General features: G+C 36.3%; 20 protein-coding genes, 4 tRNA genes and 1 riboswitch. Of the genes, 12 read left to right on the top strand and 12 right to left on the bottom strand.

Features of this window, described 5'->3' with window-relative positions; genetic code table 11:
• The first annotated feature begins 91 nt into the window (after positions 1–91).
• The 7 genes from FW780_RS12770 (at position 92) to FW780_RS12740 (ending at position 9,968) form a co-directional block, all read left to right on the top strand.
• Positions 92–922 (top strand): MbnP family protein, encoded by an 831-nt coding sequence (locus tag FW780_RS12770; protein WP_149833945.1) that lies wholly within the window; start codon positions 92–94, stop codon positions 920–922.
• Entirely contained in the window at positions 915–1,964 is a 1,050-nt protein-coding gene (locus FW780_RS12765; RefSeq protein WP_167510707.1) for a cytochrome-c peroxidase, read from the top strand. The genes FW780_RS12770 and FW780_RS12765 overlap by 8 nt, the downstream gene beginning before the upstream one ends.
• A 12-nt stretch (positions 1,965–1,976) precedes the next feature.
• On the top strand, positions 1,977–2,924 hold the full coding sequence (locus FW780_RS12760; protein WP_149833943.1) for a transporter: 948 nt from the start codon (positions 1,977–1,979) through the stop codon (positions 2,922–2,924).
• A gap of 92 nt (positions 2,925–3,016) precedes the next feature.
• Positions 3,017–3,201, top strand: a riboswitch (cobalamin riboswitch).
• A 109-nt stretch (positions 3,202–3,310) separates the two neighbouring features.
• Positions 3,311–5,344, top strand: coding sequence for a TonB-dependent receptor plug domain-containing protein (locus tag FW780_RS12755; RefSeq protein ID WP_149833942.1), 2,034 nt, complete (start codon positions 3,311–3,313; stop codon positions 5,342–5,344).
• Complete coding sequence (locus FW780_RS12750) at positions 5,341–6,474, top strand: YncE family protein (RefSeq protein WP_149833941.1); 1,134 nt, start codon at positions 5,341–5,343, stop codon at positions 6,472–6,474. Before FW780_RS12755 ends, FW780_RS12750 begins: the two co-directional genes overlap by 4 nt.
• Before the next feature lie 14 nt (positions 6,475–6,488).
• Positions 6,489–7,682, top strand: a complete 1,194-nt coding sequence (locus FW780_RS12745) for a cell surface protein (protein ID WP_149833940.1) — start codon at positions 6,489–6,491, stop codon at positions 7,680–7,682.
• 27 nt (positions 7,683–7,709) lie between these two features.
• Positions 7,710–9,968, top strand: a complete 2,259-nt coding sequence (locus FW780_RS12740) for a DUF5074 domain-containing protein (protein WP_149833939.1) — start codon at positions 7,710–7,712, stop codon at positions 9,966–9,968.
• Positions 9,969–10,133: 165 nt separating this feature from the next.
• Here the strand turns inward: FW780_RS12740 and FW780_RS12735 are convergent, their stop codons facing one another.
• From FW780_RS12735 to FW780_RS12695, 9 genes are all read right to left on the bottom strand, one after another.
• A complete protein-coding gene (locus FW780_RS12735; protein WP_149833938.1) occupies positions 10,134–10,922 on the bottom strand; it encodes a T9SS type A sorting domain-containing protein in 789 nt (262 codons plus the stop codon).
• A 222-nt stretch (positions 10,923–11,144) separates the two neighbouring features.
• Complete coding sequence (locus tag FW780_RS12730; protein ID WP_149833937.1) at positions 11,145–11,918, bottom strand: T9SS type A sorting domain-containing protein; 774 nt, start codon at positions 11,916–11,918, stop codon at positions 11,145–11,147.
• Between the two features lie 347 nt (positions 11,919–12,265).
• Positions 12,266–12,337: transfer RNA gene (locus tag FW780_RS12725), tRNA-Glu, on the bottom strand.
• A 66-nt stretch (positions 12,338–12,403) separates the two neighbouring features.
• Positions 12,404–12,475, bottom strand: a tRNA-Glu gene (locus FW780_RS12720).
• An 83-nt stretch (positions 12,476–12,558) separates the two neighbouring features.
• Positions 12,559–12,630 (bottom strand) — tRNA-Glu (locus FW780_RS12715).
• A 10-nt stretch (positions 12,631–12,640) separates the two neighbouring features.
• Positions 12,641–12,895, bottom strand: coding sequence for a 30S ribosomal protein S20 (rpsT, locus tag FW780_RS12710; protein WP_002983073.1), 255 nt, complete (start codon positions 12,893–12,895; stop codon positions 12,641–12,643).
• A 66-nt stretch (positions 12,896–12,961) separates the two neighbouring features.
• Positions 12,962–13,282 (bottom strand): hypothetical protein, encoded by a 321-nt coding sequence (locus FW780_RS12705; protein WP_149833936.1) that lies wholly within the window; start codon positions 13,280–13,282, stop codon positions 12,962–12,964.
• A gap of 372 nt (positions 13,283–13,654) precedes the next feature.
• Positions 13,655–13,726: transfer RNA gene (locus FW780_RS12700), tRNA-Glu, on the bottom strand.
• Positions 13,727–13,785: 59 nt separating this feature from the next.
• The gene (locus tag FW780_RS12695) at positions 13,786–15,072 is read right to left on the bottom strand and encodes an N-acetylmuramoyl-L-alanine amidase family protein (RefSeq protein ID WP_174774457.1); all 1,287 of its coding nucleotides are present in this window, start codon (positions 15,070–15,072) and stop codon (positions 13,786–13,788) included.
• Between the two features lie 53 nt (positions 15,073–15,125).
• Here FW780_RS12695 and FW780_RS12690 point away from each other — a divergent pair, with 53 nt between their 5' ends.
• The 3 genes from FW780_RS12690 (at position 15,126) to FW780_RS12680 (ending at position 18,680) form a co-directional block, all read left to right on the top strand.
• The gene (locus FW780_RS12690; protein ID WP_149833935.1) at positions 15,126–17,711 is read left to right on the top strand and encodes a putative LPS assembly protein LptD; all 2,586 of its coding nucleotides are present in this window, start codon (positions 15,126–15,128) and stop codon (positions 17,709–17,711) included.
• 133 nt (positions 17,712–17,844) lie between these two features.
• Positions 17,845–18,225 carry a RidA family protein gene (locus tag FW780_RS12685; RefSeq protein ID WP_034694591.1) on the top strand — a complete coding sequence of 127 codons (381 nt, stop codon included), beginning with the start codon at positions 17,845–17,847 and terminating at the stop codon, positions 18,223–18,225.
• Positions 18,225–18,680, top strand: a complete 456-nt coding sequence (locus FW780_RS12680) for a hypothetical protein (protein WP_149387729.1) — start codon at positions 18,225–18,227, stop codon at positions 18,678–18,680. The genes FW780_RS12685 and FW780_RS12680 overlap by 1 nt, the downstream gene beginning before the upstream one ends.
• Before the next feature lie 75 nt (positions 18,681–18,755).
• On the opposite strand, the gene FW780_RS12675 is transcribed toward FW780_RS12680, so the two are convergent.
• Positions 18,756–20,291: a trypsin-like peptidase domain-containing protein gene (locus FW780_RS12675; protein WP_149833934.1), complete on the bottom strand. Its 1,536-nt coding sequence runs from the start codon at positions 20,289–20,291 to the stop codon at positions 18,756–18,758.
• 363 nt (positions 20,292–20,654) lie between these two features.
• Here FW780_RS12675 and trhO point away from each other — a divergent pair, with 363 nt between their 5' ends.
• Entirely contained in the window at positions 20,655–22,016 is a 1,362-nt protein-coding gene (gene trhO / locus FW780_RS12670; protein ID WP_149833933.1) for an oxygen-dependent tRNA uridine(34) hydroxylase TrhO, read from the top strand.
• Between the two features lie 71 nt (positions 22,017–22,087).
• Positions 22,088–22,663 carry a 5-formyltetrahydrofolate cyclo-ligase gene (locus FW780_RS12665; RefSeq protein WP_149833932.1) on the top strand — a complete coding sequence of 192 codons (576 nt, stop codon included), beginning with the start codon at positions 22,088–22,090 and terminating at the stop codon, positions 22,661–22,663.
• On the opposite strand, the gene FW780_RS12660 is transcribed toward FW780_RS12665, so the two are convergent.
• Together FW780_RS12660 and FW780_RS12655 are read right to left on the bottom strand one after the other, a co-directional pair.
• Positions 22,612–23,193 carry a hypothetical protein gene (locus FW780_RS12660; RefSeq protein WP_149833931.1) on the bottom strand — a complete coding sequence of 194 codons (582 nt, stop codon included), beginning with the start codon at positions 23,191–23,193 and terminating at the stop codon, positions 22,612–22,614. The two genes, FW780_RS12665 and FW780_RS12660, sit on opposite strands and share 52 nt — an antisense overlap.
• Positions 23,177–24,358, bottom strand: a complete 1,182-nt coding sequence (locus FW780_RS12655; RefSeq protein ID WP_149833930.1) for a hypothetical protein — start codon at positions 24,356–24,358, stop codon at positions 23,177–23,179. The genes FW780_RS12660 and FW780_RS12655 overlap by 17 nt, the downstream gene beginning before the upstream one ends.
• Positions 24,359–24,409 lie beyond the last annotated feature (51 nt).

Here is a 24,409-nt window from a genome sequence, read left to right as displayed (position 1 = left end):
ATACCTTAAGTGTAAGAACTTTTGTGCCTTTTGTGGTAAAAAAAGAATGTTTTCACATTCAACAATTATCATTCAACTTAAAAAATCAACAATGAAAATTTATAAATTTTTATCACTATTCTTTATTGCCTTTACTTTATTCTCTTTTGTATCCTGCGAAAGCAGCAGGGATGACGATAATCCACAGGATACCACACCCGGAAAACTTCAGATCAAATTTGAAAACGGATTTAATAATGTAGGAGATATTGTTTTAAATCAGACACTTCAGACTTCTTCTCAAGGACAAAAACATAATTTTTCAGCTTTAAAATATGTCATCAGTAATATCTCACTGGTAGACGAGAATGGAAATGAATTTAAATACAATGAAAACAATCCTGATAAAGGCGCTTTCATTGTAGATCAGGCGGATGCTGTAGCCGGAATTATATACCTTAATCTGGATGGTATTCCGAAAAACAATTATAAGAAAATAAAATTCGGATTGGGAATCAGCCAGAAAGCTTACTTACTGGGACAGGACGGACAGGCTGAATTCTGGACAAAAGCCAAGCAGAAAGGATTGACGTGGTCATGGGCTGCCGGTTATATTTTTGTAAAACTGGAAGGAAAATACGGAACAGATTCTCCATCTAAGGAATTTATGAATCACACAGGAAATATGGGAAATACTACAGAAAATAATACCCCTGATCTTTATCGTGAAATCACATTGAATCTTCCGACAACAGCAAGAGTGACGGGACAGATTCGTCCTTCTGTTCATATTCTTGCGGATCTGAATCAGTTTTTGAGTGGAGATAAGGCGCTTACCCTTACTACATCTAATGATATGCTGATGGGCTCAAACCAGCATCTGGTAGACGTTACCAATAACCTTACAAAAATGTTTAAAGTAGACCATGTTCATAATGATTAATTTTCTTATTAAAAGGATCTTGGTTCTGCTTGTATTGATTATGAGCTGTATTTCCTGCTCTGATGAGGTGATTCAGCCACTGGAAAAAGATGAAGCATATAATCTGCAGTTTCCTTCTTATTTTCCGGAAATGACTTTCGATAAATCAGTCAATCCGGTAACCAAAAACGGAGTAGAGTTAGGGAGAAAATTATTCTATGAAGGAAGACTTTCCCGAAATAATACCATTTCATGCGGCTTCTGTCATATTCAGGAAAATGCTTTCACCCATCACGGGCACACTGTAAGCCATGGCGTGGATGACAGAATAGGAATCAGAAATGCGCCGCCCATTCAGAATATGGCTTTTTTGAAAAGATATATGTGGGACGGAGTCATTCATAACCTCAATGAACAACCGATAAGCCCTATTACAGATGTTAATGAAATGGACAGTTCTATACCGGAAGCCATTTCAAAAATAAAAGACGATCAGAAATATAAAAAACTTTTCAGGGAAGCTTACGGAGATGAAACCATTACCGGAGAAAGAATTTTAAAAGCGCTGTCCCAGTTTATGGCTTCTTTAATTTCGTCAGATTCAAAATATGACAGGTTCAGGCAGGGAAAAGAGCAGTTTACTTCAACAGAATCTCAGGGAATGGCTTTGTTCGGACAGAAATGTGCCTCTTGCCATAGCGGAGAATTATTTACCGATGAAAGTTTCCGTAATACAGGAATGTATTATAACACAGAGTTCAAAGATGCCGGACGTTACAGAGTTACACTTAATCAGGTAGATTGGATGAAATTCCGTGTTCCGAGTTTGAGAAACGTAGAATATACAGCACCTTATATGCATGACGGAAGGTTTTACACCTTAGACGCTGTACTCAATTTCTATTCAGATCAGGTGGAAGATAATGCGAATCTTGATCCTCAGTTAAAACAGAATGGTCATACAGGAATTGCTATGAACAGTCAGGAAAAACAGTCAATCATTGCTTTCCTGAAAACATTATCAGACAAAAGTTTTATATCCAACCCAAAATTTGCAGAATAATTTATAGAAAACATGAAGAAGATTATCGTAATATTAAGTTTGATTCTGTTTGGGCAGTATCAGGCGAAGACTATTAAAGACAGTATTTATATTGCTCCGGACAGCTTCAGTAGATTTGATTTTGATGATGATTGTGATGCCTGTGGCTGTGCTGCCGGTAACGGATCTTCAGGCTTTGAATCTTTATTGAATCCACAGTTTATCGGAATCAAATACTTTGCCCAGCATTACAAAGCAAAAGAAAACTTATTTGTAAAAGACCTTACGCAGGATCAGTATTTTAATACCCTACAGCTTTGGGGGAAAATTCCATTGACTGAAAAACTGAGTGTATATGCAAGTCTGCCATTTCATTTTCATGAAAAGAAAACCATGCAGGGAGATATCAAAATCAATGGAATAGGAGATCTGAACCTGATGGGAATTTACCAGCTGATGAGTTCCAGGGATAATTTTCATCATTTGAGTGGAGGTTTGGGAGTGAAAATTCCTTTGGGAAAGTTTGATGAAAAAGGAGTGTCCGGTGTCAATCCAAGTTTTCAGTTGGGAACGGGAAGCTGGGATTATCAGGCAGCTTTGAATTATAAGTTTCAGAAAAATAAAGTGGCTGTATTGGTCAATACAGACTATACCATCAAAACAGAGAATAAGAAAAATTACCATTTTGGAAACCAGTGGAACTATGCTGCTACTGGGTTTTATCAGGTTGCAGGAACTGAAAAATCTATATTTTCCGTAAAAACCGGAGTTCAGGGAGAAGTGTATGCTCAGAATAAACAATTTGATGAAGCGCTGCCGAATACTGCCGGAAGCGCATTGTATGGGAAGCTTGGGTTTGAAGCTTCTTATAAAAAACTGAGTCTGGGAAGTGAACTCATGCTTCCTATGTATACTCATTTGGCGGGGGGCGATATCGAAGCAAAATCCAGGTTCAGTATTTTCCTGAATATTGGAATTTAAAATAGAAACCCCTTTGTAATCATATTAAAGCTCCCTCGGGAGCTTTAATTATTTATGAATCATGATTTTAATTGGGGGTTAAGAATAATTTTTTATCTTTGCCGAAATTTGGTGAGCCATAAAAAGCTCTTAAAAGGGAATCCGGTGGAAATCCGGAACAGACCCGCTGCTGTAAGCTCCGCACCAAAGTTTTTGAAAAATATATCCACTGTTTTTTAATGGGAAGGATTTCAAAAATGGAGTAAGTCAGAAGACCTGCCAGACAATAATCGTTTGACGCTTTCGTGGAATAAAGCTTAGGACATCAATGATTCTGTGCAGTTACAGCTGTGCTTTGTCGTTGTTTTCTTATATCCATTAGCGTCTTCATTATCCTAAATGAGCTAATGGCGGCAAAACTAATTACTTCTGCATTTCATAAAGCTGTTTTCACAATTTTGGTGATCACATCTCAACTTTTATATTCTCAAAAGAAGAAAAACGACACCCTAAAGGAAGAATCCATTAAGGCAATCAGTTTGTACAAAAAGAATTTTAAAGAAATTCTTCCGGCACAAACCTTACAGGGCGAGCAGCTGGAGAGACTGAACAGCCATTCTGTAGCAGATGCTTTACGATATTTTTCCGGAGTTCAGATCAAAGACTATGGCGGTATAGGTGGACTGAAAACTATTAATGTCCGAAGTCTCGGAAGCCAGCATGTAGGTGTTTTCTATGATGGAATTCAATTAGGAAATGCACAGAACGGACTGGTAGATCTGGGAAGATATTCTTTGGATGATCTTGAAGAGATATCATTATACAATGGTCAGAAAAGTGAAATTTTTCAGCCTGCAAAAGATTTTGGTTCTTCGGGATCTATCTATTTACAGCCTAAAACACCTGTATTTAAAGGAACAAGAAAAACCAATCTTGTGATAAGAGCAAAAAGTGCTTCCATTGACCTTTTTAATCCGTCATTCCGATTGGAACAGAAAATATCAGACAGGGTTGCTGCAAGTTTCAGCGCAGAATTTATGCAAAGTGACGGAATTTACAGATTTCGGTATGCCAAAAAATATCCAGATGGACAGCAGGCTTATGATACGATTGCAAAAAGACAGGATTCAGATATTAAAGCAAAACGTTTTGAAACTTCGTTAAATGGAACTTTAAATAACGGAAGCTGGAATATCAGAGGGTATGGTTATATTTCAGACCGCGGAATGCCGGCACCTATTGTGAACGGACGTTTTGGTGGAAGAGGAGCAAGACTTTCAGATGAAAATTATTTTATACAGGCCAATCTGCGAAAAAAACTCTTCCCGAAGTTTGAAACACAGCTGAAAGCAAAATTTGCTTATGATTACACCCATTTTATGGATACAGTTCGTTCGCAATCTATTATGTATACGGATAATGTCTATATCCAAAGAGAAGTTTATCTTTCTTCATCCAATATATATTCTATCACGCCCAATTGGGATGTCAGTCTGAGCGGAGATTTTCAGTATAATAATCTGGATGCTAATTTGGATAACTTTTCTTATCCTACCCGCTATACTACATTAGTCGCTTTAGCAACAACTTACCAGTGGAACAGGTTCAAGATTCTGGGAAGCCTTTTAGGAACTTTTACTTTTGAAGAAGTTAGAAAAAATAAAAGACCGGGAGACAGCAGAGAATGGACACCAGCAGTATTCATGAGCTACCAGCCTGAAATCATTCCTGAGCTTACCCTCAGAGCTTTCTATAAGAGGATTTTCAGACTGCCTACTTTTAATGATCTGTATTATACCAATATCGGAAATACTTACCTGAAACCGGAATTTACCAATCAGTATGATGTAGGATTTACATACCAGAAAAATTATAATAATCACTTCTTTAAATCCTTTTATGCTAAAGTAGACGGTTATTACAACAAAGTGCAGGATAAAATCGTCGCAGCTCCTAACGGAAGTATGTTCCGTTGGCTGATGATGAACCTTGGATTGGTTGAAATCATAGGTGCTGATGTGAATGTTCAGGCAGAAATGCAGTTGGGAAAAGTAAAATTAAGACCATTGCTTTCCTATACCTATCAAAGTGCAAGGGATATGACAGATCCGGAAGATACATTTTACAAAAATCAGATTCCTTACACACCATGGCATAGCGGATCATTTGCATTAATGGCCGATTATAAAGACTGGAGTTTCAATTACAGCGCGATGTATGTGGGAAAACGTTACGATGTGAATCAGGATAACATTCAATACAATTATGTACAGCCGTGGTATACCCATGATCTGTCTGTTCAGAAAAAATTTAATTGGGCGAATCACCAATTTAAAGTAAGCCTTGAGATGAATAATATTTTCAACCAATATTATGATGTAGTGATCAACTATCCGATGCCGGGAAGAAACTTTAAACTTATTCTAAACTTCACCTTATGAGAAAACTAAATTTTTATTTTCTATTTCTTGTCTTAGGTTTTCTTACCTCGTGCCGTACCGATGAAATAATCGTCCGTCAGGAAGTAGTGGAAGGACTTCCTTCAGAAAATACAGCAATAAAAGGTTTCTACATGCTGAATGAAGGAAATATGGGAAGCAACAAATGTACACTGGATTTTTTTGATTATACCAAAGGAACCTATTACAGGAACATCTATGCAGAAATTAACCCAAATGTGGTAAAAGAACTGGGAGATGTAGGAAATGATATCAAAGTCTACGGGAGTAAACTGTATATTGTAGTCAATGTTTCCAATAAAATTGAGGTATTGGATGCCAAAACGGCTAAACGTATTACTTCTATTCCGTTACAGAACTGTCGTTATTTAACCTTTAAAGATGGAAAAGCTTACGCCAGCAGCTATGCAGGACCGGTAGCGATTAATCCAAAAGCACCCAAAGGAAAAGTAGTGGAGATTGATACCACTTCTCTTTCTATCCAGCGTGAAGTGGTAGTAGGATATCAGCCGGAAGAAATGGAAATTGTAGGAAATAAACTATTTGTTGCCAATTCCGGAGGATACAAAGCTCCCGATTATGATAATACAGTCTCTGTTATCGATCTGAATACTTTTACTGAAATTCAAAAGCTAAATGTTGCAATCAATCTTCACCACATTAAAAAAGACAATTATGGTGATCTGTACGTAAGCTCAAGAGGAGATTATTACAACATTCCTTCCAGCTTATATCTTATAGATGCAGCAACGGGGATCGTTAAAAAAGATTTCCATCTCGCAGTGAGCGAAATGACAATCGTTAATGATAAGCTTTATTTCTACGGAAACGAATTCAATTATAATACCCATAGCTATAAAAAGAGCTTTGGAATCATTGATGTAAAAACAGAGCAGATCATTGCCAACAGAATTTTTGACAAAGAATATGAAACTGCAATTAAAACCCCTTACGGAATTGCTGTAAACCCCATTACAGAAGATATCTATATGACAGATGCCAGAAATTATGTTTCCCTGGGATTTGTGTATTGTTTTGATAAAAACGGACATTTTAAATGGAAAACAGAGGGTGGAAATATCCCTGCCCACTTCACTTTTTTATACAAATAATCAAACTTTAAGAAATGAACAGAAAGACCTTTACTTATTTAAAAATCGGAGTTTTATCATGTTTCCTGATAGGTGTAATAGCCTGTAAGCATGATGATGAAGATGAATTTACGTTTAACGGGCTTGATGATTCTTATTCCATTGAACGTTTTAAGGTTTTGAGTATTCCTACCAATGCTTCAGGATCTGTCACATGGAGTATCAATGATTCCATCATCTCACAAAATTCGGAACTTGAATTTATAAGCCCAACGGCAGATGCTTATCCGCTGACCTTAAAGATTAATAATAAAGGAAACGAACAGGTTTATCATTCTAAAATCATCGTTACCAAAGAAAAAACACCTTACAGTAAATATATCGCTAAAGTATTGGAATTCCGTCCCGCTGTAGGACAATTTATGAATGAAATCCCCGAGTATTTACCTGGAAATACTGCTGCAAATATGCTTCAGAAAGCAAATGAGTCATTAGTGGGAGGGAATTCTACTATGATTAGTCTTGGAGGATATGGCGGATATGTTACTTTCGGTTTTGATCACACTATTCCCAATCTGAATGGTAGAGATTTTAAAATATTAGGAAATGCATTCTTTGGAAATGATGCCAGTGATCAGCGTTCCGGCTCTTGTGAACCGGGAATCATTATGGTAGCCTACGATAGAAACAAAAACGGTAAACCTGATAATGATGAATGGTACGAAATTGCAGGCAGCGAATACTTCAAAAATGCAACCGTAAAAGATTACAGCATAACATATCATAAGCCTGATGAAAATAAAACACCTGTAGCCGGAACTGAATTCTGGCAGACCGATGTAGAATATATCAAATGGAATGACAATCTGGGGAATCAGGGTTTTAAAACAAAAAATACTTTCCACGCTCAAAGCTATTATCCTTTATGGTTTACCGATAGTTCTTACGGCTTTTCAGGAACAAGACTGGCAAACAATTTTTATGATCAGAACGGGGACGGATCATATTGGGTAGGAAAATCATATGATTTCGGATATGCGGATAATGCTCCGAATAATGATGAAGCTTCTAATATTGATATTTCGTGGGCTGTAGACAGAAACGGAAAATATGTAAAACTTCCTGGGGTAGATTTTATGAAAATATACACAGGAGTCAATCAGGAAGCTGGCTGGCTGGGTGAAGTTTCTACAGAAGTGGCAGGAGCTTACGATTTACATTTCAAATAATAATTCAATCTATTTAAATTAATAAAAATGAAAAAGTTTTATCTTTTTATGATGCTTTTTCTGTTTGCATGCTTATCAAATGCACAGATAAAAGTTCAGGGCGTACCCAGAAATGATATTTCAGGGGTCAGCAATCTTAATACCACTACAATCAGTTTTTCTGATATTCAGTATTGGGTAGGATCGGGAGCCAATCAGGCTGCTTTTGTAGTACAGTGGAACGACAGCAAAAACCCTGATGCAATGGTTTGGGGTTTTAAGTGGGACGGAAATGCTACAGGAGAAGACATGCTGAAAGCTATTGCTAAAGCAGACCACAGGCTTTACACATTGCTGTATCAAGGAACACAATTTGGTTCAGCGGTTGGAGGAATAGGCTTTGACCTAAACGGTCAAGGTACCAATGCACTGATCAAAAGTGGAAATACCACGTATCCATTATATCCGGTGAATGGTTTTGTTAACACTACAGCTTATGATTTTGACAGTTATACCATCGTAGATGCGGCTAACGATCACTGGCAGTCTGGCTGGACAGTTAACGGATATTGGTCTTATTGGGTAAAGAATCCTGCAGATGCTGATTTCGGATATTCTAGCGTTGGAGCTTCTTCACGTGTATTGGAAAACGGTTCTTGGGATGTATGGAATTTTAATGTAGGCTTCAATCAAACACCTGTCTCCTCTACTGTCACTCCCGTTTCTCCTTATGTGGCTTCCAACAACTTTACCAACGGATATTTCATGGTAAATGAAGAATGGTTCGGTCACACCAATGGTTCTGTAAATTTTATTGACAATAACGGTCAGATCAATTACCGTGTATACAGTAACGCAAACAACAACCAGGCTTTCGGTGCAACTACACAATATGGAACCATCTATGGAGATAAATTTTATTTCGTATCAAAACAGGCAGCTGATGGGGGAGATACTCAGTATACTCCTGGTGGAAGACTTGTGGTTGCCAATGCGCAGACCATGCAGAAAATTGCCGGCTTTAATACTATCGGTGGCGGCGATGGAAGGTCATTTGTAGGAGTAAACGAGCATAAAGGGTATATTGGAACTTCTACCGGAATTGTTCTTTTCAACATAGATAACTTGCAGGTTGGTTCTTTGATTACCGGAACAGGTGGTAACGGCCAGATTGGAAACATGATCCGTACTTCACAATATGTGTTTGCAGTGAAGCAAGGTGTAGGGATCTTAGTCATTAATCCTAATACAGATACCGTGATTAGTACGATTGCCGGAGGTTTCTACTCAGTGGTACAGGCTAAAGACGGAAGTGTATGGGGAATTCAGGATCAGAAGCTGATCAACATCAATCCTACTACTTTTGCAACACAGGTATATAATATTCCGACTACTAAATATATTGGTGACTGGGGAGCATGGAATGCAGGAAGATTTACAGCAAGTAATAAAGAAAATGCTTTATACTGGATCAATTCAATCAGCAGCTGGAGTTCAGGAACGCAGATTGTAAGATTTGATGTTACAGCAAAAACATTTAACGAAAACTTTGCTGCAATTCCGGGACAGACAGGACAGTTTAAGCAAATTCCTTATGGTGCAGCTCTTCGTGTAAATCCTATTACCGGTGAACTTGTTCTGAATACAACAGAAAGCGGATATGGGGCACACTACCAGAAAAACTGGATTCATACTTATAATATGAGCGGAACTCTTATCAATACAAAAACCTTAAATGATTACTATTGGTTTCCTTCATTGACGGTATTTACCAATAATTCTGTTCCTGTCGTAAGCAATACTTTACCTTCACAGCTTACAGCCGCAGGTACTACCACAATTGATCTGAAAACAATAGTTTCTGATGCAGACAATATGGCTGTTTCGGTTGTGAAATCTATCAAATTAAACAGTAATCCTACAGCAGTTTCTGCAGTAATTAATGACAATGATGAATTGATTTTGACTCCGCTTGTTTCAGGAACGTCTGATATTGTAATCAGTTTTAATTCAAATGGTAAACTGGTTGAAAAAACGGTGAGCGTAAACAGTTTAGGGGCTACTTTAGCAACCGCTGAGGTGAAGAAACTTGAATTCGGTATTTACCCGAATCCGGTTACCGACATCCTTACCCTTAAAACTCAGGAGAAAATCCAGAATGTTTCTATGTATGATGCCTCAGGAAGAATGGTTAATGTACAGCTGAACAACGGGCAAATCAATGTAAGTACACTTCCAAAAGGTATTTATATTCTGAAAGCAGTTACAGATAAAGCGGTATATCAGCAAAAAGTAATTAAAAACTAAGACTATTTTAGATAGCAAATCTTGTTAATATAACCCTGGCCGTTTTTGGTTAGGGTTTTTTAATGAAATGAAAGATATATTTTAGTATAAACAGGACTACATTACTCCTAAAAAAACCCGGCAAGCTTGAAAAGCTTGCCGGGTTTGATTTGTTATGAATCTTTCTTATTTGATGATCACCTTTTTAGAATAAGTTTTACCTTCTTTTGTAGTAAGGTTCATGATATATACTCCTTGTGGCTGCTTTGTTTCAAATGTATTTGATGTCAGCTTGGAACGGAATACTTCTTTTCCTGAAGTATTGGTAAGAGTAACCTCCGAACCTTGTGCAGAAATATTTTTGTCAAGAGTAAACTGCCCATTCTCACTGTGAGCCATGAAATTGATGAACGGATCTTTGTACTGATAACCATAGTATACTCTAAGTTCTCCGCCAAGACTCAGTAGCCCTGAATTCACATTGATCTTGACACGGTCAAAAGGAATATTCATGGTAAGTTCAATTTCACCTTTGCTGGGATCTCCGGCTCCAAGGTTGATGATATTATTGTTAAGACTTTGAGAGTCATTGTTAGACACATCACCATTAAATGTTTCAATCGATACACTTCCCAATACCTGAGCGGATAGTGGAGTACCGTTTGAACCAATTCCAATAACAAGCTTATTGGTGTTGTTGGCGATATTGGTCGTTGAGAAAATCAAAGTCTGTTCCGTTCTTGCCAAAAGACCTACTGAGACCTGGATCGTAGAGTAGTCAGTTTCGTTACTTCCTACTGCATTTTGAGGATTCAATACTCCGCAACCTAAGCATACTCCCAATACCTGATTGGTTTGGCTGCTTGCATAGGTTTTCACAATCTGTGCAAAAGACATTGTGCCTGTTAAAAATAGGAATGATGCCAAAACTGCAGCTTTCATTGTGCGTTGGCCAAGTAATAAATAAGTTTTCATATGTAGAAAAATTTTGGATTTTAGTTTTTTGTAAATTTATAAATAAAATGATTATGTTGCTTATTTTATTTCATATTTATGTGATTTGTTAATGATTTGTTGATATTTATGATTATGGATTTGTTTTTATTTAATGAATTGTTTTTCGTACTTCTCTGAAAATGAATGTAAAAAAATGCGGCAGCTAAAATTTCTGCCACATTTATTCTATCGCTTATTTAATTATTTTATTAAAATTTTTCTTGAATATGTTTTTCCTTCTTTAGTTTGTACATTCATAATATAAATACCTTCAGACTGTCTTGGTTCAAAAGTGTTTGATTTTAAAGTTGAACGGAATACTTCTTTTCCGGAAGTATTGTATAAGGTGACTTCTGAGCCTTCTACAGGAACATTTCCTTCAAGAGTAACCTGACCGTTTTGACTGTGAGCCATTATGTTGATCAGTGGGTCCTGGTAAGCATAATAAATTCTGAATCCTCCGCCCAGACTTAATACACCTCCAGTTAATCCTATTCTTATCCCGTCATAAGGTTTTGCCGGCTTGAATTCTACTGTACCTCTGTTGGGTATTGCTCCCAGTTTAAGAAGGCTTACATCTATCGTTCTGCGGTCGTCATTAGAAGTACCCCCATTCATAGTTTCAAGAGTTACTCCGCTTAATAATTGCACAGATAATGGAATGTTGTCTGTCCCAATTCCTACCACCAGCCTTGTGTCTGATCTAAGGTCTGGGAAGATCAGTGTTTGCTGAATTCCTCCTAACAAAGCTGTTCCTAATACCATTGTTGAATAGTCATCTTCGTTATACCCAACCGCATTTAAAGGATTATCAATACGGCATTCCAGGCATGCTACTCCAAATACACCAGAGCTTTGAGCATGCGCATAAATTCTGTTTTGAGCAAAAGAGAATGTGCTGGCTGAAAATAGAAATAAGGCCATTAACCCAGCCTTAAAAGAGAATCGGTTTCCCAATAGTAAATTAATTTTCATGTTATTTATTTTAGTGTAATAGTTTTAGCCAAATTTAAGGATTAAAAGAGCAAGTAAAAAATAATATTTCTATAATTGGTGATATTTTTAATGAAATTTAATATACCTCTGTTATGGGGGGAACACAGGATATGGATTGTTTGGATTTTATAAGAGTTACATGTAATAATTGAAGAACAGCTCTTATTGAAATTGTCAGGTGTAATTCAATGAAGGATTCCCAAAATGAGAGGGTAGTGCAGTGATTCAGAAGTTCCGATGATAAAAAGAATAAGATATTGTCGGATAAAGATTGTCTGAATAGTAAGTATAAAAAACGAAAAAGGACTTCCGAAAAAGTCCTTTTGTAGCCCGTAGGGGAATCGAACCCCTCTTACCAGAATGAAAATCTGAGGTCCTAACCGATAGACGAACGGGCCCTCTATCTTCCATTACCGAAATAATGTGTTAGCTTTTGTTTTTATAAGTATCAACTCTTAATCTTGTAGCCCGTAGGGGAATCGAACCCCTCTTACCAGAATGAAAATCTGAGGTCCTAACCGATAGACGAACGGGCCGGTTAGATTTATTTTAATATAGCTTTTTTCTACTGTGATCTTTATAAAACCACCGTTGTTACAGTGGTCTTATAAGATGTAAGTAGCCCGTAGGGGAATCGAACCCCTCTTACCAGAATGAAAATCTGAGGTCCTAACCGATAGACGAACGGGCCAGCTATATTTTTACGCTAATTTATTAACGTGCTTTGTCAATTTGCTTTTCAAGTTAGCAGCTTTGTTCTTGTGGATAATATTTTTCTTAGCTAATTTATCCAATAAAGCGATAACTTTTGGCAGTTGTTCTGTAGCAGCAGCTTTGTTCTCTTCATTTCTTAAAGCTTTTAAAGCTGTTCTAGCAGTCTTGTGGTAATATCTGTTACGAAGTCTTCTAGTTTCGTTTTGTCTGATTCTCTTTAGTGCTGATTTATGATTTGCCATATCGTTTAAATGTGAGTGCAAAACTATAAACTTTTTTTAAAACTACCAAATTTATTTTCAAAAATTTTAATTTTCTTCTGAAAGGTACTTTCTAAGCTTATCTATTGCTTGTTCTATTTTTAAATTTTCTTGTTCTTTTTCTAATTTTTTGATCGTATTTCCCAGCATGATCAATGCATTGTTCCATTCTCCAGTGGTATTGGTGAAAGTGAGTCCGTCAATTGTTACCTCAAAAGCAACCCTTTCTCCAGTCCTGTAAAGTCTGAAACTGATTTTATCATCTTTGCCTGTAATCCCGTCTTCATTGATTTGTAAATCATAACTTTTTGGGTTAGAGTGGATTTTCTTAAAAAGCAATTTCGCTTCTTGTATTTTTAAATCCGGCATGATATAAAATTTGATAGCCTGTAGAAAACTACAAACAATGATTTATCAATAATATTTTTCATCAGTGTTACCATATTTGTGTGAACAATTATGGTTAAAAATTTTTGCAAATATAATGCTTTTGTAGGATATAACGTAAATAGAATGAATATTTGCGCTAAAAGTAAACACTCTATATTATAAGAATAGTCGTTTTCAGGTTGTTAGAATGTTATAATTCCTGATAATTTCTTCAAACCATTATAAAAAACCGGAGAATATTAATCTTAAAAGTATTCTCAAAAATAACCAAGCTGATTTTAAAAGTAAAATACAGCAGAACATAAACCATAAAAAAACCTTTAACGGATTCGTTAAAGGTTTATGAGTTTGTAGCCTATAGGGGAATCGAACCCCTGTTGCAAGAATGAAAATCTTGAGTCCTGACCACTAGACGAATAGGCCAAATTTTGAGGTTGCAAAAGTAATCATTAACTTTTTAACTTCAAAATTATTTTTTTTAATTATTTATACACTTTTTGTATCACCGTGTTTTTGATACCTTTAGCTTCAAGTTCCTTTTGAAGCTTAGCCGCATCTTCTAACGTGTATACTTTTCCATAGGTATAATAAAAAACGCCATTGTCTTTCTCTCTTTCCACATCTTTCAGGTTCTGAAGGATGTAAGAATTACCGTTCAGTTTATCTCCAGAGTATAGCTCTATTGTATAATAGCCCATGTTAATCCTTTGATTAGGCATAAATCCTACAGCAAAAGCATTTCTAAAGCCAGCATCCTTAGCTGTCTTAAGATTAATATCTTTTACAGAGGCCATATTGGTCACAGCATAATAATACTTGTATTGTCCGTTCTCCTTAAGAGTAAGGATGTAATTCAGTCCCTTAAGAGCCGGATCATTTTCATTGTATTTCGTAGGTGAACTCATCAATAAGATTCTGAAATCATTCTTCAAAGGAACTTCTGCTGGTTTTTCCGGTTCTGGTTTTTTTACAGAGAAAGAACCTCCCGATTTTCTGTCAACTGCTTTTTTATAATCAATAATAGCGTTGTAAATACTTTCTGCAATTTCAGTCTGTCCTTTGTCTGAAGCAATATAATGGCTTTCCTCAGGATGATTGATGAAACCGGTTTCTATCAGTACAGATGGCATGGCATTCATACGGAGAACGTGAAGGTTCTTTTGGAAAACACCTCTTGAAGAACGCTTGTCTTTATTTACAAAGTTATCTTCTACCAACCCTCCCAAAAGAAGACTGGACTCCAGATATTTGCTCTGTTGAAGTTTTAAGGCAATTAATGACTCCGGAGAATCAGGATTGTAAGATCCGAAGGTCTGCTTATCTTTTTCATCCAGAAAGATCACGTCATTTTCCCTTTTGGCTACCTCAAGATTTTCGTTATTCTGGTTAGGTCCCTGTACATATGTTTCTGTACCATAAGCTGTAGGTCTTTGGGAAGAATTACAGTGAATGGATACAAAAAGATCTGCTTTGCTCCTGTTGGCCAGATTGGTCCTGTCAGATAGAGAAGGGTACTCGTCAATCTTACGGGTATATATTACTTTGAAGTCTCTGTTTTTTTCTAACATTGCGCCTACTTTTAAAGTAATGGCAAGTGTAATGTCTTTTTCCGCTACTCTTCCAATATCGGAATAGGTCCTGTTGGCCCCATGATCACTTCCTCCGTGTCCCGCATCCAGAACGATAGTAAACTTCTTCTGAGAGAAAATAAAGTTGCTGGTAAGGATAAGGAGAAATGATAAAATTATTTTAAAATTTTGTTTGTGCATCTTACAGTTATAAAAATTATATTAATTTTGGGCCTTAATTATATATAATAAAATTGGCCAAAACCGTCCTCAAAAATATATTACAAATTTTAATTATCCTAATTTTTAACAATTTTTTAGCACAGAAAACTCCTGAAAAATTGCCTAAAAATGCGGTTAATGATACTATTTCCAAAAAGGATACCATAGTTGTAAAAAAAGAAACTTTGGATGATGTTCTTCGCACAAAAGCTGATGATCAGAGAAGAGATATCCCCAAAAAGATGACTTTTCTGAACAAAAACGCTCAGGTGAAGTATCAGGATATGCAGATTGATGCAGACTATATTTCCATAGATGATAATAAAAATCTGATCTATGCCAGAGGAAAACAAGACTCTTTAGGGAAAATCATTGAACCGGTAATTACCACACAGGCCGGGAAAAAATACGAAACCAACGAATTCAGCTATAACACAAAAACCAAACAAGCCATCGCTTTCAATGCAAGAACAGAAGAAAGTGAAGGGGTAATTATAGCGCAGAAGACAAAAAAATATAACGACTCCGTATTCGCGATGAGAAAAGCGGATTATACAACAGATGATTATTTCATTAAGAAAAAAGATACCGCTGCGGATTATTTTATGAGAGCTTACAATATTAAGCTGATTAAAACCAAAGCCAAATCCCAAATCGTTACAGGACCTATTCAGATGTTTATCGAGCAGGTTCCTACACCTCTTTATCTTCCGTTTGCTATTTTACCGTTTTCAGATAAAAGAGCTGCCGGTATCCTGATTCCAAGTTTCGGGGAAAGGGAAGATGTAGGGTTTTTCCTAAACGGGATAGGGTATTACCAGCCAATTGGAGAACATTTTGATCTTAAAGTTTTGGCCGATATTTATACCAAAGGAAGCTGGAATTTACGTCCTCAGGTAAATTATCAGAAGAAGTACCGTTACTCCGGAAACTTTACAGCGGATATCGGAACTATGGTAAGAGGAATTAAAGGTCTGGATGATTATACTAAAAACAGTACCTATAGAATCAACTGGACACACTCTCAGGATTCTAAAGCCAATCCTTTCCTTACATTCAGTGCTTCTGTGGATATTGTGAGTACAAAGTTTTACAACAACCCGCTTAACAATAACTATATTTTCAACCAGAATGTCTTGAATACCCAGCAGAACTCTACGGTAACCCTTACCAAAAGATTTCTGAAACTTCCGGCTACCATTACAGGAACGGCTTCTTATTCACAAAACTTTGCAACGGGATTGGCAGACCTTCGTCTTCCACAAATGAACGTAGCAATTAATCAATTTTATCTGTTTAAATCAAGAACAGGAATAAGACAGGGGCTTCTTGAAAATATTACTGTGAATACAGGTTTCAACCTTACCAATTTCGTTAATACTCAGGAGAACGAACTGTTTAAAAAAGAGATGTGGGACAAGATGCAGACAGGTCTTAAAAACAACATTGCATTAGCTACCAATACTACAGTGGCAAAATATTTCACTTTCAGTTTAAGTGCCAATATCGACAATGCTTTGACAACAAAAACACTGAACAGATATTATGATCCGGTAAAAAATGTAACGGTTGATGAGATTAATAAAAACTTTACAGGATATTCTACTTTCTCCACTTCTGCCAGTCTTCAGACCACACTTTTCGGAATGATGAAATTTAAAAAAGGGTCTGCGGTAGAAGCGGTAAGACATATGATGACTCCAAGTGTCAGCTTCACTTATTCTCCGGATTTTTCAAGTCCTAATTTCGGATATTACAAAAATTATTACAATGCAACCGGAGCGTTGACTCCTTACTCTATTTTTGAAAAAGGAATCATCGGAAGTCCGTCAAGTGGAATGCAGGGCGCTTTAGGTTTTAATATCGGTAACAATATCGAGATGAAAGTAAAATCTAAGAGTGATTCTACAGGAGTGAAAAAAATCAAGATATTTGAATCTTTAAACCTTTCAGGAAGCTACAACTTTGCAGCTAATGATCACCCTTGGTCTGTATTTTCAATCAACGGACAGTCTTCATTCTTTAATAATAAACTTACGGTAAATACCAGTCTTGCGCTGGAACCTTATAAAATAGATTTCTCTTCCGGTCAGGATACTGGGGTAAGAACAGAACAGTTCGGCCACTTCAGTGTACAGGGATTCAATGTTCAGTTATCTTATCCTTTAAGCAGCGAAATTTTTGGAGAGAAAACAGATTATGCTAAAAAATATTCCTCGAAAGGAGAGGTCCGAAATGAAAATTATTATTTTGATGATGATCATTACGCTCACTTTGATCAGGCATGGACTTTAAACATCAGTGCCAATTATGCCTACTCAAAAGGACTGAGCAGATTTGCCAACAAAATTGCATCCATAGGATTAGACGGAAGCCTTAAGCTGACTCCTTTCTGGAATATCACAGGAAGTACGCATTATGATATGGTGACTAAAGAACTGGCATATACAAGAATTGGTTTTTCAAGGGATCAGAGAAGTTTTACAATCAATTTCAACTGGGTTCCTTTCGGACAGTATAAAGTATATGACTTCTTTATCGGGATAAAAGCCAATATCTTAAGTGACGCATTGAAGTACAAAGACAGAAGCTTTACTCAGCCTAATGCACCTTTCTAATATCAGATTGGCATTTGAGAATATAAATTTTATATTTGCAACCAAAATAAATTCTAATGAAATCACTGCTGACGAAATTTCATACCGGCAAAAGTGATGACATATGACCTTAGAAAAAAAATAAATATCCGCTATGAAACAAATCATCAACACAGTTAATGCACCTGCAGCTATCGGTCCTTATTCACAAGCTAATATGGCAAACGGAGTTTTGTATATCTCCGGACAGATTCCTGTAGATCCTGCAACTGGTAAATTGGTAGAAGGAATTGAAAAAGAAACGCATCAGGTAATGAAAAACCTTGAGGCAATTCTTACTGAAGCCGGAATGACTTTCAAAAACGTTGTAAAAGCAACCATCTTCCTTAAGAGTATGGATGATTTTGCTGTAATGAATGATATCTATGCTTCTTACTTAGATTCAGAAAGCTATCCTGCTCGTGAAACAGTACAGGTTTCTTGCTTGCCTAAAAATGTGGATATCGAAATTTCTATGATCGCACATCAGGATTAATGAATTTTATAAGAAATACAATTGCGGTTCTGGTAGGTCTTGGTATTGCAGGACTTATTATTACTCTTGGTATAAGAGCTTTTCCGCAATGGGTTACTTTTGAGGCTTTTGCTCCGTTTGAGCATTGGCAAAGGTTTCTTTTCAGCATGAAAGATGATCAGGCGTTTTTTGGCTTTCTGTTGTTTATTTCCGGATTGGGAACTACTATTGGAGGTGTTGCAACGGCTATCATCGTTAAATATGCTAAAGTAGCTTATGCTATTCTGATCGGTTTTATTATGCTTTTTATTGCGATGCTGGATGTGATTATATTTCCTTATCATCCTACATTTTATAAGATTTCTATTTTCCTTACGTTCTTTCCGTTTTCCTGGATTGGGGGTAAGATTGTAGAAGTTATTTATGAGCGGAACAAGCAGAAAAGGATTGCTGAAAAAATGAATAAGCCTAAATAAAATAAATAATAAAAAAAACGCTGCAGATCTCTGCAGCGTTTTTTGTTGATATGAAAAACTAATTTTGTTTTCTGATTAAGGCATTTTAAATCCTTTTGTATAAATTCTTCCGTAGTCATCTACAAATTTCACCTGTACATTTCCTTGGTATTTATCCAGTATCTTTTCTACATCTTTCTGAGAATTCACAGGCTTACCGTTTACTTCAATGATGATATAGTTGTCTACGATTCCGATTTTAGCCATTTCGCTGCCTTCAGATACGCTTTTGGCAACAACACCGCTATTTAGTCCGTACTCTGTTTTGAAACGCTCTGTAAGAGGCTCAAATTCAGCTCCGATTTTTTCAGTTACGCTCAGATCAGCTTTCGTTCTCGTAGAAGTACCTCCTTTCTGATCTCTAAGTGTTACAGTGGTAGTACCGTCTTTACCATTTCTGGAATACGTTACCTGAACTTTATCACCAGGACGTTTACTTCCGATTGACATTGAAAGATCAGCAAAGTCTGTGATATCGTAGTTGTCTACTTTAGTAATAATATCTCCTTTTTTCAATCCTGCATCTTCAGCACCGCTGTTTTCACCGAATCCTGTAATGTAAATTCCTGAACCTACTTTCAGACTTGTCTTGAATTGTTTGTTGTACGAAGTTACCAGTTGGTCATTTGAAAGGTCCAGAGACTGAACACCTAAGAATCCTCTCTGTACAATTCCGAATTTCTTGATATCCTCAACAATTTTTCTGGCTAAGTTTGAAGGAACAGCAAATCCGTATCCCTGATAATATCCTGTAGTAGACTGGATTGCAGAGTTGATCCCGATAAGCTCACCATTTGTATTCACCAAAGCTCCTCCTGAGTTACCCGGATTGATCGCAGCATCTGTCTGGATGAAGCTTTCAATAGGATTGGTCGCTTTTCCTTGGCCTCCCAAGATTCCGATACCTCTTCCTTTAGCAGAAACAATACCTGCTGTTACCGTAGAGTTTAATCCAAGTGGATTTCCTACCGCAAGTACCCATTGTCCTACATCAATATTGTCAGAATTTGCAAAATTTAAGTAAGGAAGACCTTTTTCTTCAATCTTTAATAGGGAGATATCTGTATTTGGGTCAGTTCCTACCAAAGTAGCGATATATGATTTTTTGTTGCTCAATACAACCTCCAGCTTATTGGCACCTGCCACTACGTGGTTATTGGAAATAATGTAACCGTCCGGAGAGATGATGACCCCTGAACCCATTCCCGATGGCATATTGTCTGGAGCCTGTTGCTGCTTTTGTCTCTGCTGGCCCTGGCCTCTTCCCCCGAAAGGATCTCCGAAGAAAAAGTCGAACAAATCCTGTTCTGAAGCTCTGCTTGCTGTTCTACTTTGATAATTTTTGATGGTAACTACAGCCGGAACAGTTGTTTTGGCTGCTTTCACAAAATCGTCGCCTACCGCTCCCGTATTCATTCCTGCGAATGAAGTATTAGGTGCTGACGTTGTGAAGTAAGATTGATCTCCATTGTTGGAGTTGTGTCCTAAATATTGTATGGCTCCAACGGTAGTAGCTCCGGAAATTACTCCTACTACTGCAAATGGTAATAGTTTTTTTAAAGTACTCTTCATTGTATATCTTTCTTGTTTATTAATTAATTTCTTTTTTATGTTTTTGAGTAAACAAATTTAATGTTAAATAAGTAAGCAATTAGTATGCTATGTTTCAATTTTAACTAAAATTTAACGGCTATTATGTCATTTTATGCCTTATGTCATAATTGTTAATATCAAGGTTAACAAAAATTAAAAAAATATTAAAGAAAATATGTCAGATTATTGAGTGTAAAATATATTCTCTTTTCCATTATTTATTGCTACTTATTCAACGTTGGCTGCTTATTATTCATGACCTGTGATTTGTGTCATAAAGATACTTAATTCAAAAATGATTATCTTTGCAAAAATTTTATTCTCACTTAAAACGTTTATAGCATGCAACTGTATAACACCTTAAGCGCAGAAGAAAGAGCCCAACTTATTGATGAAGCCGGTAAAGACCGTCTTACTTTGTCTTTCTATGCGTATGCCAAAATTGAAGATCCCAAAAAATTTCGCGACGAATTATTTATAGCCTGGAATGCACTGGATGCACTTGGCCGTATTTATGTAGCAAAAGAAGGAATTAATGCTCAGATGAGTGTTCCTGCAGATCAGTTTGAAGCTTTCCGAAATACGCTGGAAGTTTATGATTTTATGAAGGGTATCCGTTTGAATGTCGCTGTTGATCAGGATAACTATTCTTTTTTAAAATTGACAATAAAGGTCAGAAATAAAATTGTTGCTGATGGTTTGAACGACGAAACTTTTGATGTTACCAATAAAGGAATTCACTTAAAGGCACAGGAGTTCAATAATTTACTTGAAGATCCGAATACGATTGTGGTAGACTTCAGAAATCACTATGAAAGTGAAGTAGGTCACTTTGAAGGAGCAATTACTCCGGATGTGGAAAACTTCAGAGAAAGTTTACCGATTATCAATGAGCAATTGCAGGATTTTAAAGAAGATAAAAACCTTTTGATGTACTGTACCGGAGGAATCCGTTGCGAGAAAGCCAGTGCTTACTTCAAACATCAGGGCTTTAAAAATGTTTACCAATTGGAAGGGGGAATCATTGAGTATACCCGCCAGATCAAAGAAGAAGGAATAGAAAGTAAGTTCATTGGTAAAAACTTCGTATTTGACCACCGTTTAGGGGAAAGAATTACAGACGATATTATTTCACAGTGCCACCAGTGCGGAAAACCATGTGATAACCATACCAACTGTGCTAATGATGCATGTCACCTGTTATTTATCCAATGTGATGAATGTAAAGCAGCCATGGAAAACTGCTGTTCTACAGAATGTCTGGATACCATACATCTGCCTTGGGATGAACAGGTAAAACTAAGAAAAGGTCTGCAGGTTGGAAATAAAGTATTCAGAAAAGGAAAATCGGATGCTTTGAAATTTAAAAATTCAGGAGAGTTATCTGATAAACCTTTAGCAAAAGCTGAAACAAAGAATATCCGTCAAAAGATTGCTGTTAAAAAGGAATTGATTGGAAAGGCAGAACATTATTTCTCAAAATCAAAAATTGCACAGTTCTTAATTGAACATAAAGACTTGTCAGTTGGAGATAAAGTATTAATTTCCGGTCCTACAACAGGAGAACAGGAAGTAACCATTACTGAAATCTATGCCAATGGCGGTCCTTGTGAAACTGCAAATATTGGGGATCAGATTACTTTCGAACTTCCATTCAGAGTTCGTCTATCTGATAAACTGTACAGAATTGTGCAAAACGCATAATCAAAAATAAGCGATAAAGCTTCAAGAGCTTGTCCGGTAAAAATTATTTCAGTTCTAAAAACTTAATAATTATGCTAAAAGCTGAGCTTAGAAAAAAATATACCCAAAAAAGAAAAGCCTTGTCTACTGATGAGGCTTTCTTGTTATCGGAGAAGATTTTTGAAAGTTTCATTAATCATTTCAATCCTCAGAAAGGGGAAAAGGTGCATATTTTTATCCCGATTCCGGCAAGAAAGGAAATTGATACCCAAATCTTCATTCATTATTTTTTAGCGGAAAATATCCGTGTTTATGTTCCTAAAATTGTAGGTGATAGGCTTATTAATATTGAAATTTTTGAAGATACTGTTTTTGAAACCAATAGTTGGGGGATTTCGGAGCCTGTTTCCAATGAAGATTCAGGTGAAAATAATTTTCAGTATGTGATTACGCCATTACTGTATTGTGATAGAAAGGGAAACAGAGTAGGATATGGAAAAGGTTTTTATGATGGATTATTCCGGGATATATCGACAAGGACCAAAAAAATCGGAGTCAATTACTTTGACCCCGATGAATATGTGGATGATGTCTGGGAAAATGATATTCCCGTTGACTATTTAGTTACTCCTACAGAAGTACTGTCTTTCTTAAGCGGTTGGGAGTAGAAATCTAAAAAATAGAATTTAAATTCCTTTTTGAGCTTGGAAGTAGACAGCAGTATATATTGTGCGTTCTTTTCAAAGCTTCCCAGAGATTTGTTTTTACTATCGAAATATTCCACATTAAACTTGGCATAGTCTAATGTATCTTTTTTATAGAACTCTTTATAAACATTCAGATTGCTCACCTTTGCTGTTTTTACTTTCATGCTATCCAGTTCCTTCAGTAATCTTTTAAACGTCAGAGAATCCGGTTTATGGAAGTAGCTTTCCATTTGTGAGTAAATAACGGTATCTATTTCTGTATTTCTGTTTCCGGAGAGGTAAAGAGTAGACAGGTCAAAAAGTTCCTGAACTTTCTGTTTGGTAATTGAATTGATCGCCTGCATGCTGTCCATCTGTACTGCAGGATAACTCTTTTCATTGGTGCTGTTTCTTAGCTTATCGAGGTCGCTTACCTCTGAGGTTTTATTATTACAGGCAATAAATAACGTCAGAAGCACGGTGAAAATTAAAAAATTACTTATTCTTTTCATCTGTGGTAGCAATTTTAAATTTGATGGATACAATCTTACCTTTGTTATCCTTTTTCATTTCTATTACATTCAGGTTTTTCAATGAGGTGGTAGGAGTGGTTACCAAAGTGATATATTTCTGCTTATTCAGGCTTTCTATACCATAAGTATCATTGTCATAAACCTGATAGATTACAGCATTATTACTGATCAGGTTTTCCAGCTGATTTCTTTTCTGCTTAATAAGGGCAACCTGCTCATCAGGATTTCCTCCTTTGATGTCTTTTATTGAGAAATAGTACACAGCCATTTTGTAATCATCCGGCTTTAGCTCTATTTTTTCCTCTTCAGGTGCATTTTCAAGGTTTCTGTTGACTTCCAGAGGCTCATAGAAAGGTGCGCTGATGCGCATTTTTAAGTTTTTATCTTTAGTAGAGTAATAAAAACACTCACCAGGTTTTATTTTATACATCAATGGAGATTCATTTTCTTTCACCACCATTATTTCTAAAGTGTTGATTACGGAAACACCTCTGTCTTTATCGATAAAACAATATTTATAAGTTTTCGAAAAAAGGACGTCTTTAAATCCCAAAAGGCCAGTGATGGTAATTAAAACGGAAGTAACCAATGCCCATGCGTTCTTTTTGAAGAAATTTTTCTTAGGCGGAACGGATGAAATTTCAATTTCCTGAGTAGCTTTTTTGTTTTGGTTAACTTGTTGATTTTCAGTATTTGATTTTTGTAAATCAATGTTTTCCGGGGCCTTGTTTTCGATTTTTTTAGGCTGAAATTCAGTTTTTGGAATTTCAGGAGCTGTAGTAACTGTTTTTTCAAGTTCATCAATTTCTTCTTCCTCAAGATTTTCATTTTCCTGCAGCAATTCACCTGCAAAAAGATGCAGTTTCTTGAATTCATACCAAGAGTCGTAACCTGCATAAATACTCAATAAATTGAGCATATCTATTCTTGGTAATTTAGTAACTGGCGAACTTTTGAAATAGGTATAAAATGACTTTTCACTGATGTTACCTTTTGCTTTTTTGCGAAGGTCTTCCTGAAAATATATAATATCAATACCCTTCCACTTGGATATATCATCCTGCGAAGGGGTATGTTCTTTTAAGTATTGACCCTGAACATCCTTTTTTAGCTGCTCAAAGTGTAATAGATCTAAATCTGTCAATTTTTCAAAAAATAATTAAATTGTTGATTATCAGCTATGTTTTTTTGTAAA

This window comes from Chryseobacterium sediminis (genome assembly GCF_008386505.1).
In the GTDB taxonomy this organism is placed as follows: Bacteria; Bacteroidota; Bacteroidia; order Flavobacteriales; family Weeksellaceae; genus Chryseobacterium; species Chryseobacterium sediminis.
Note: the sequence above shows the minus strand (reverse complement) of the source record. Positions and strands in the feature narration are given on the sequence as shown.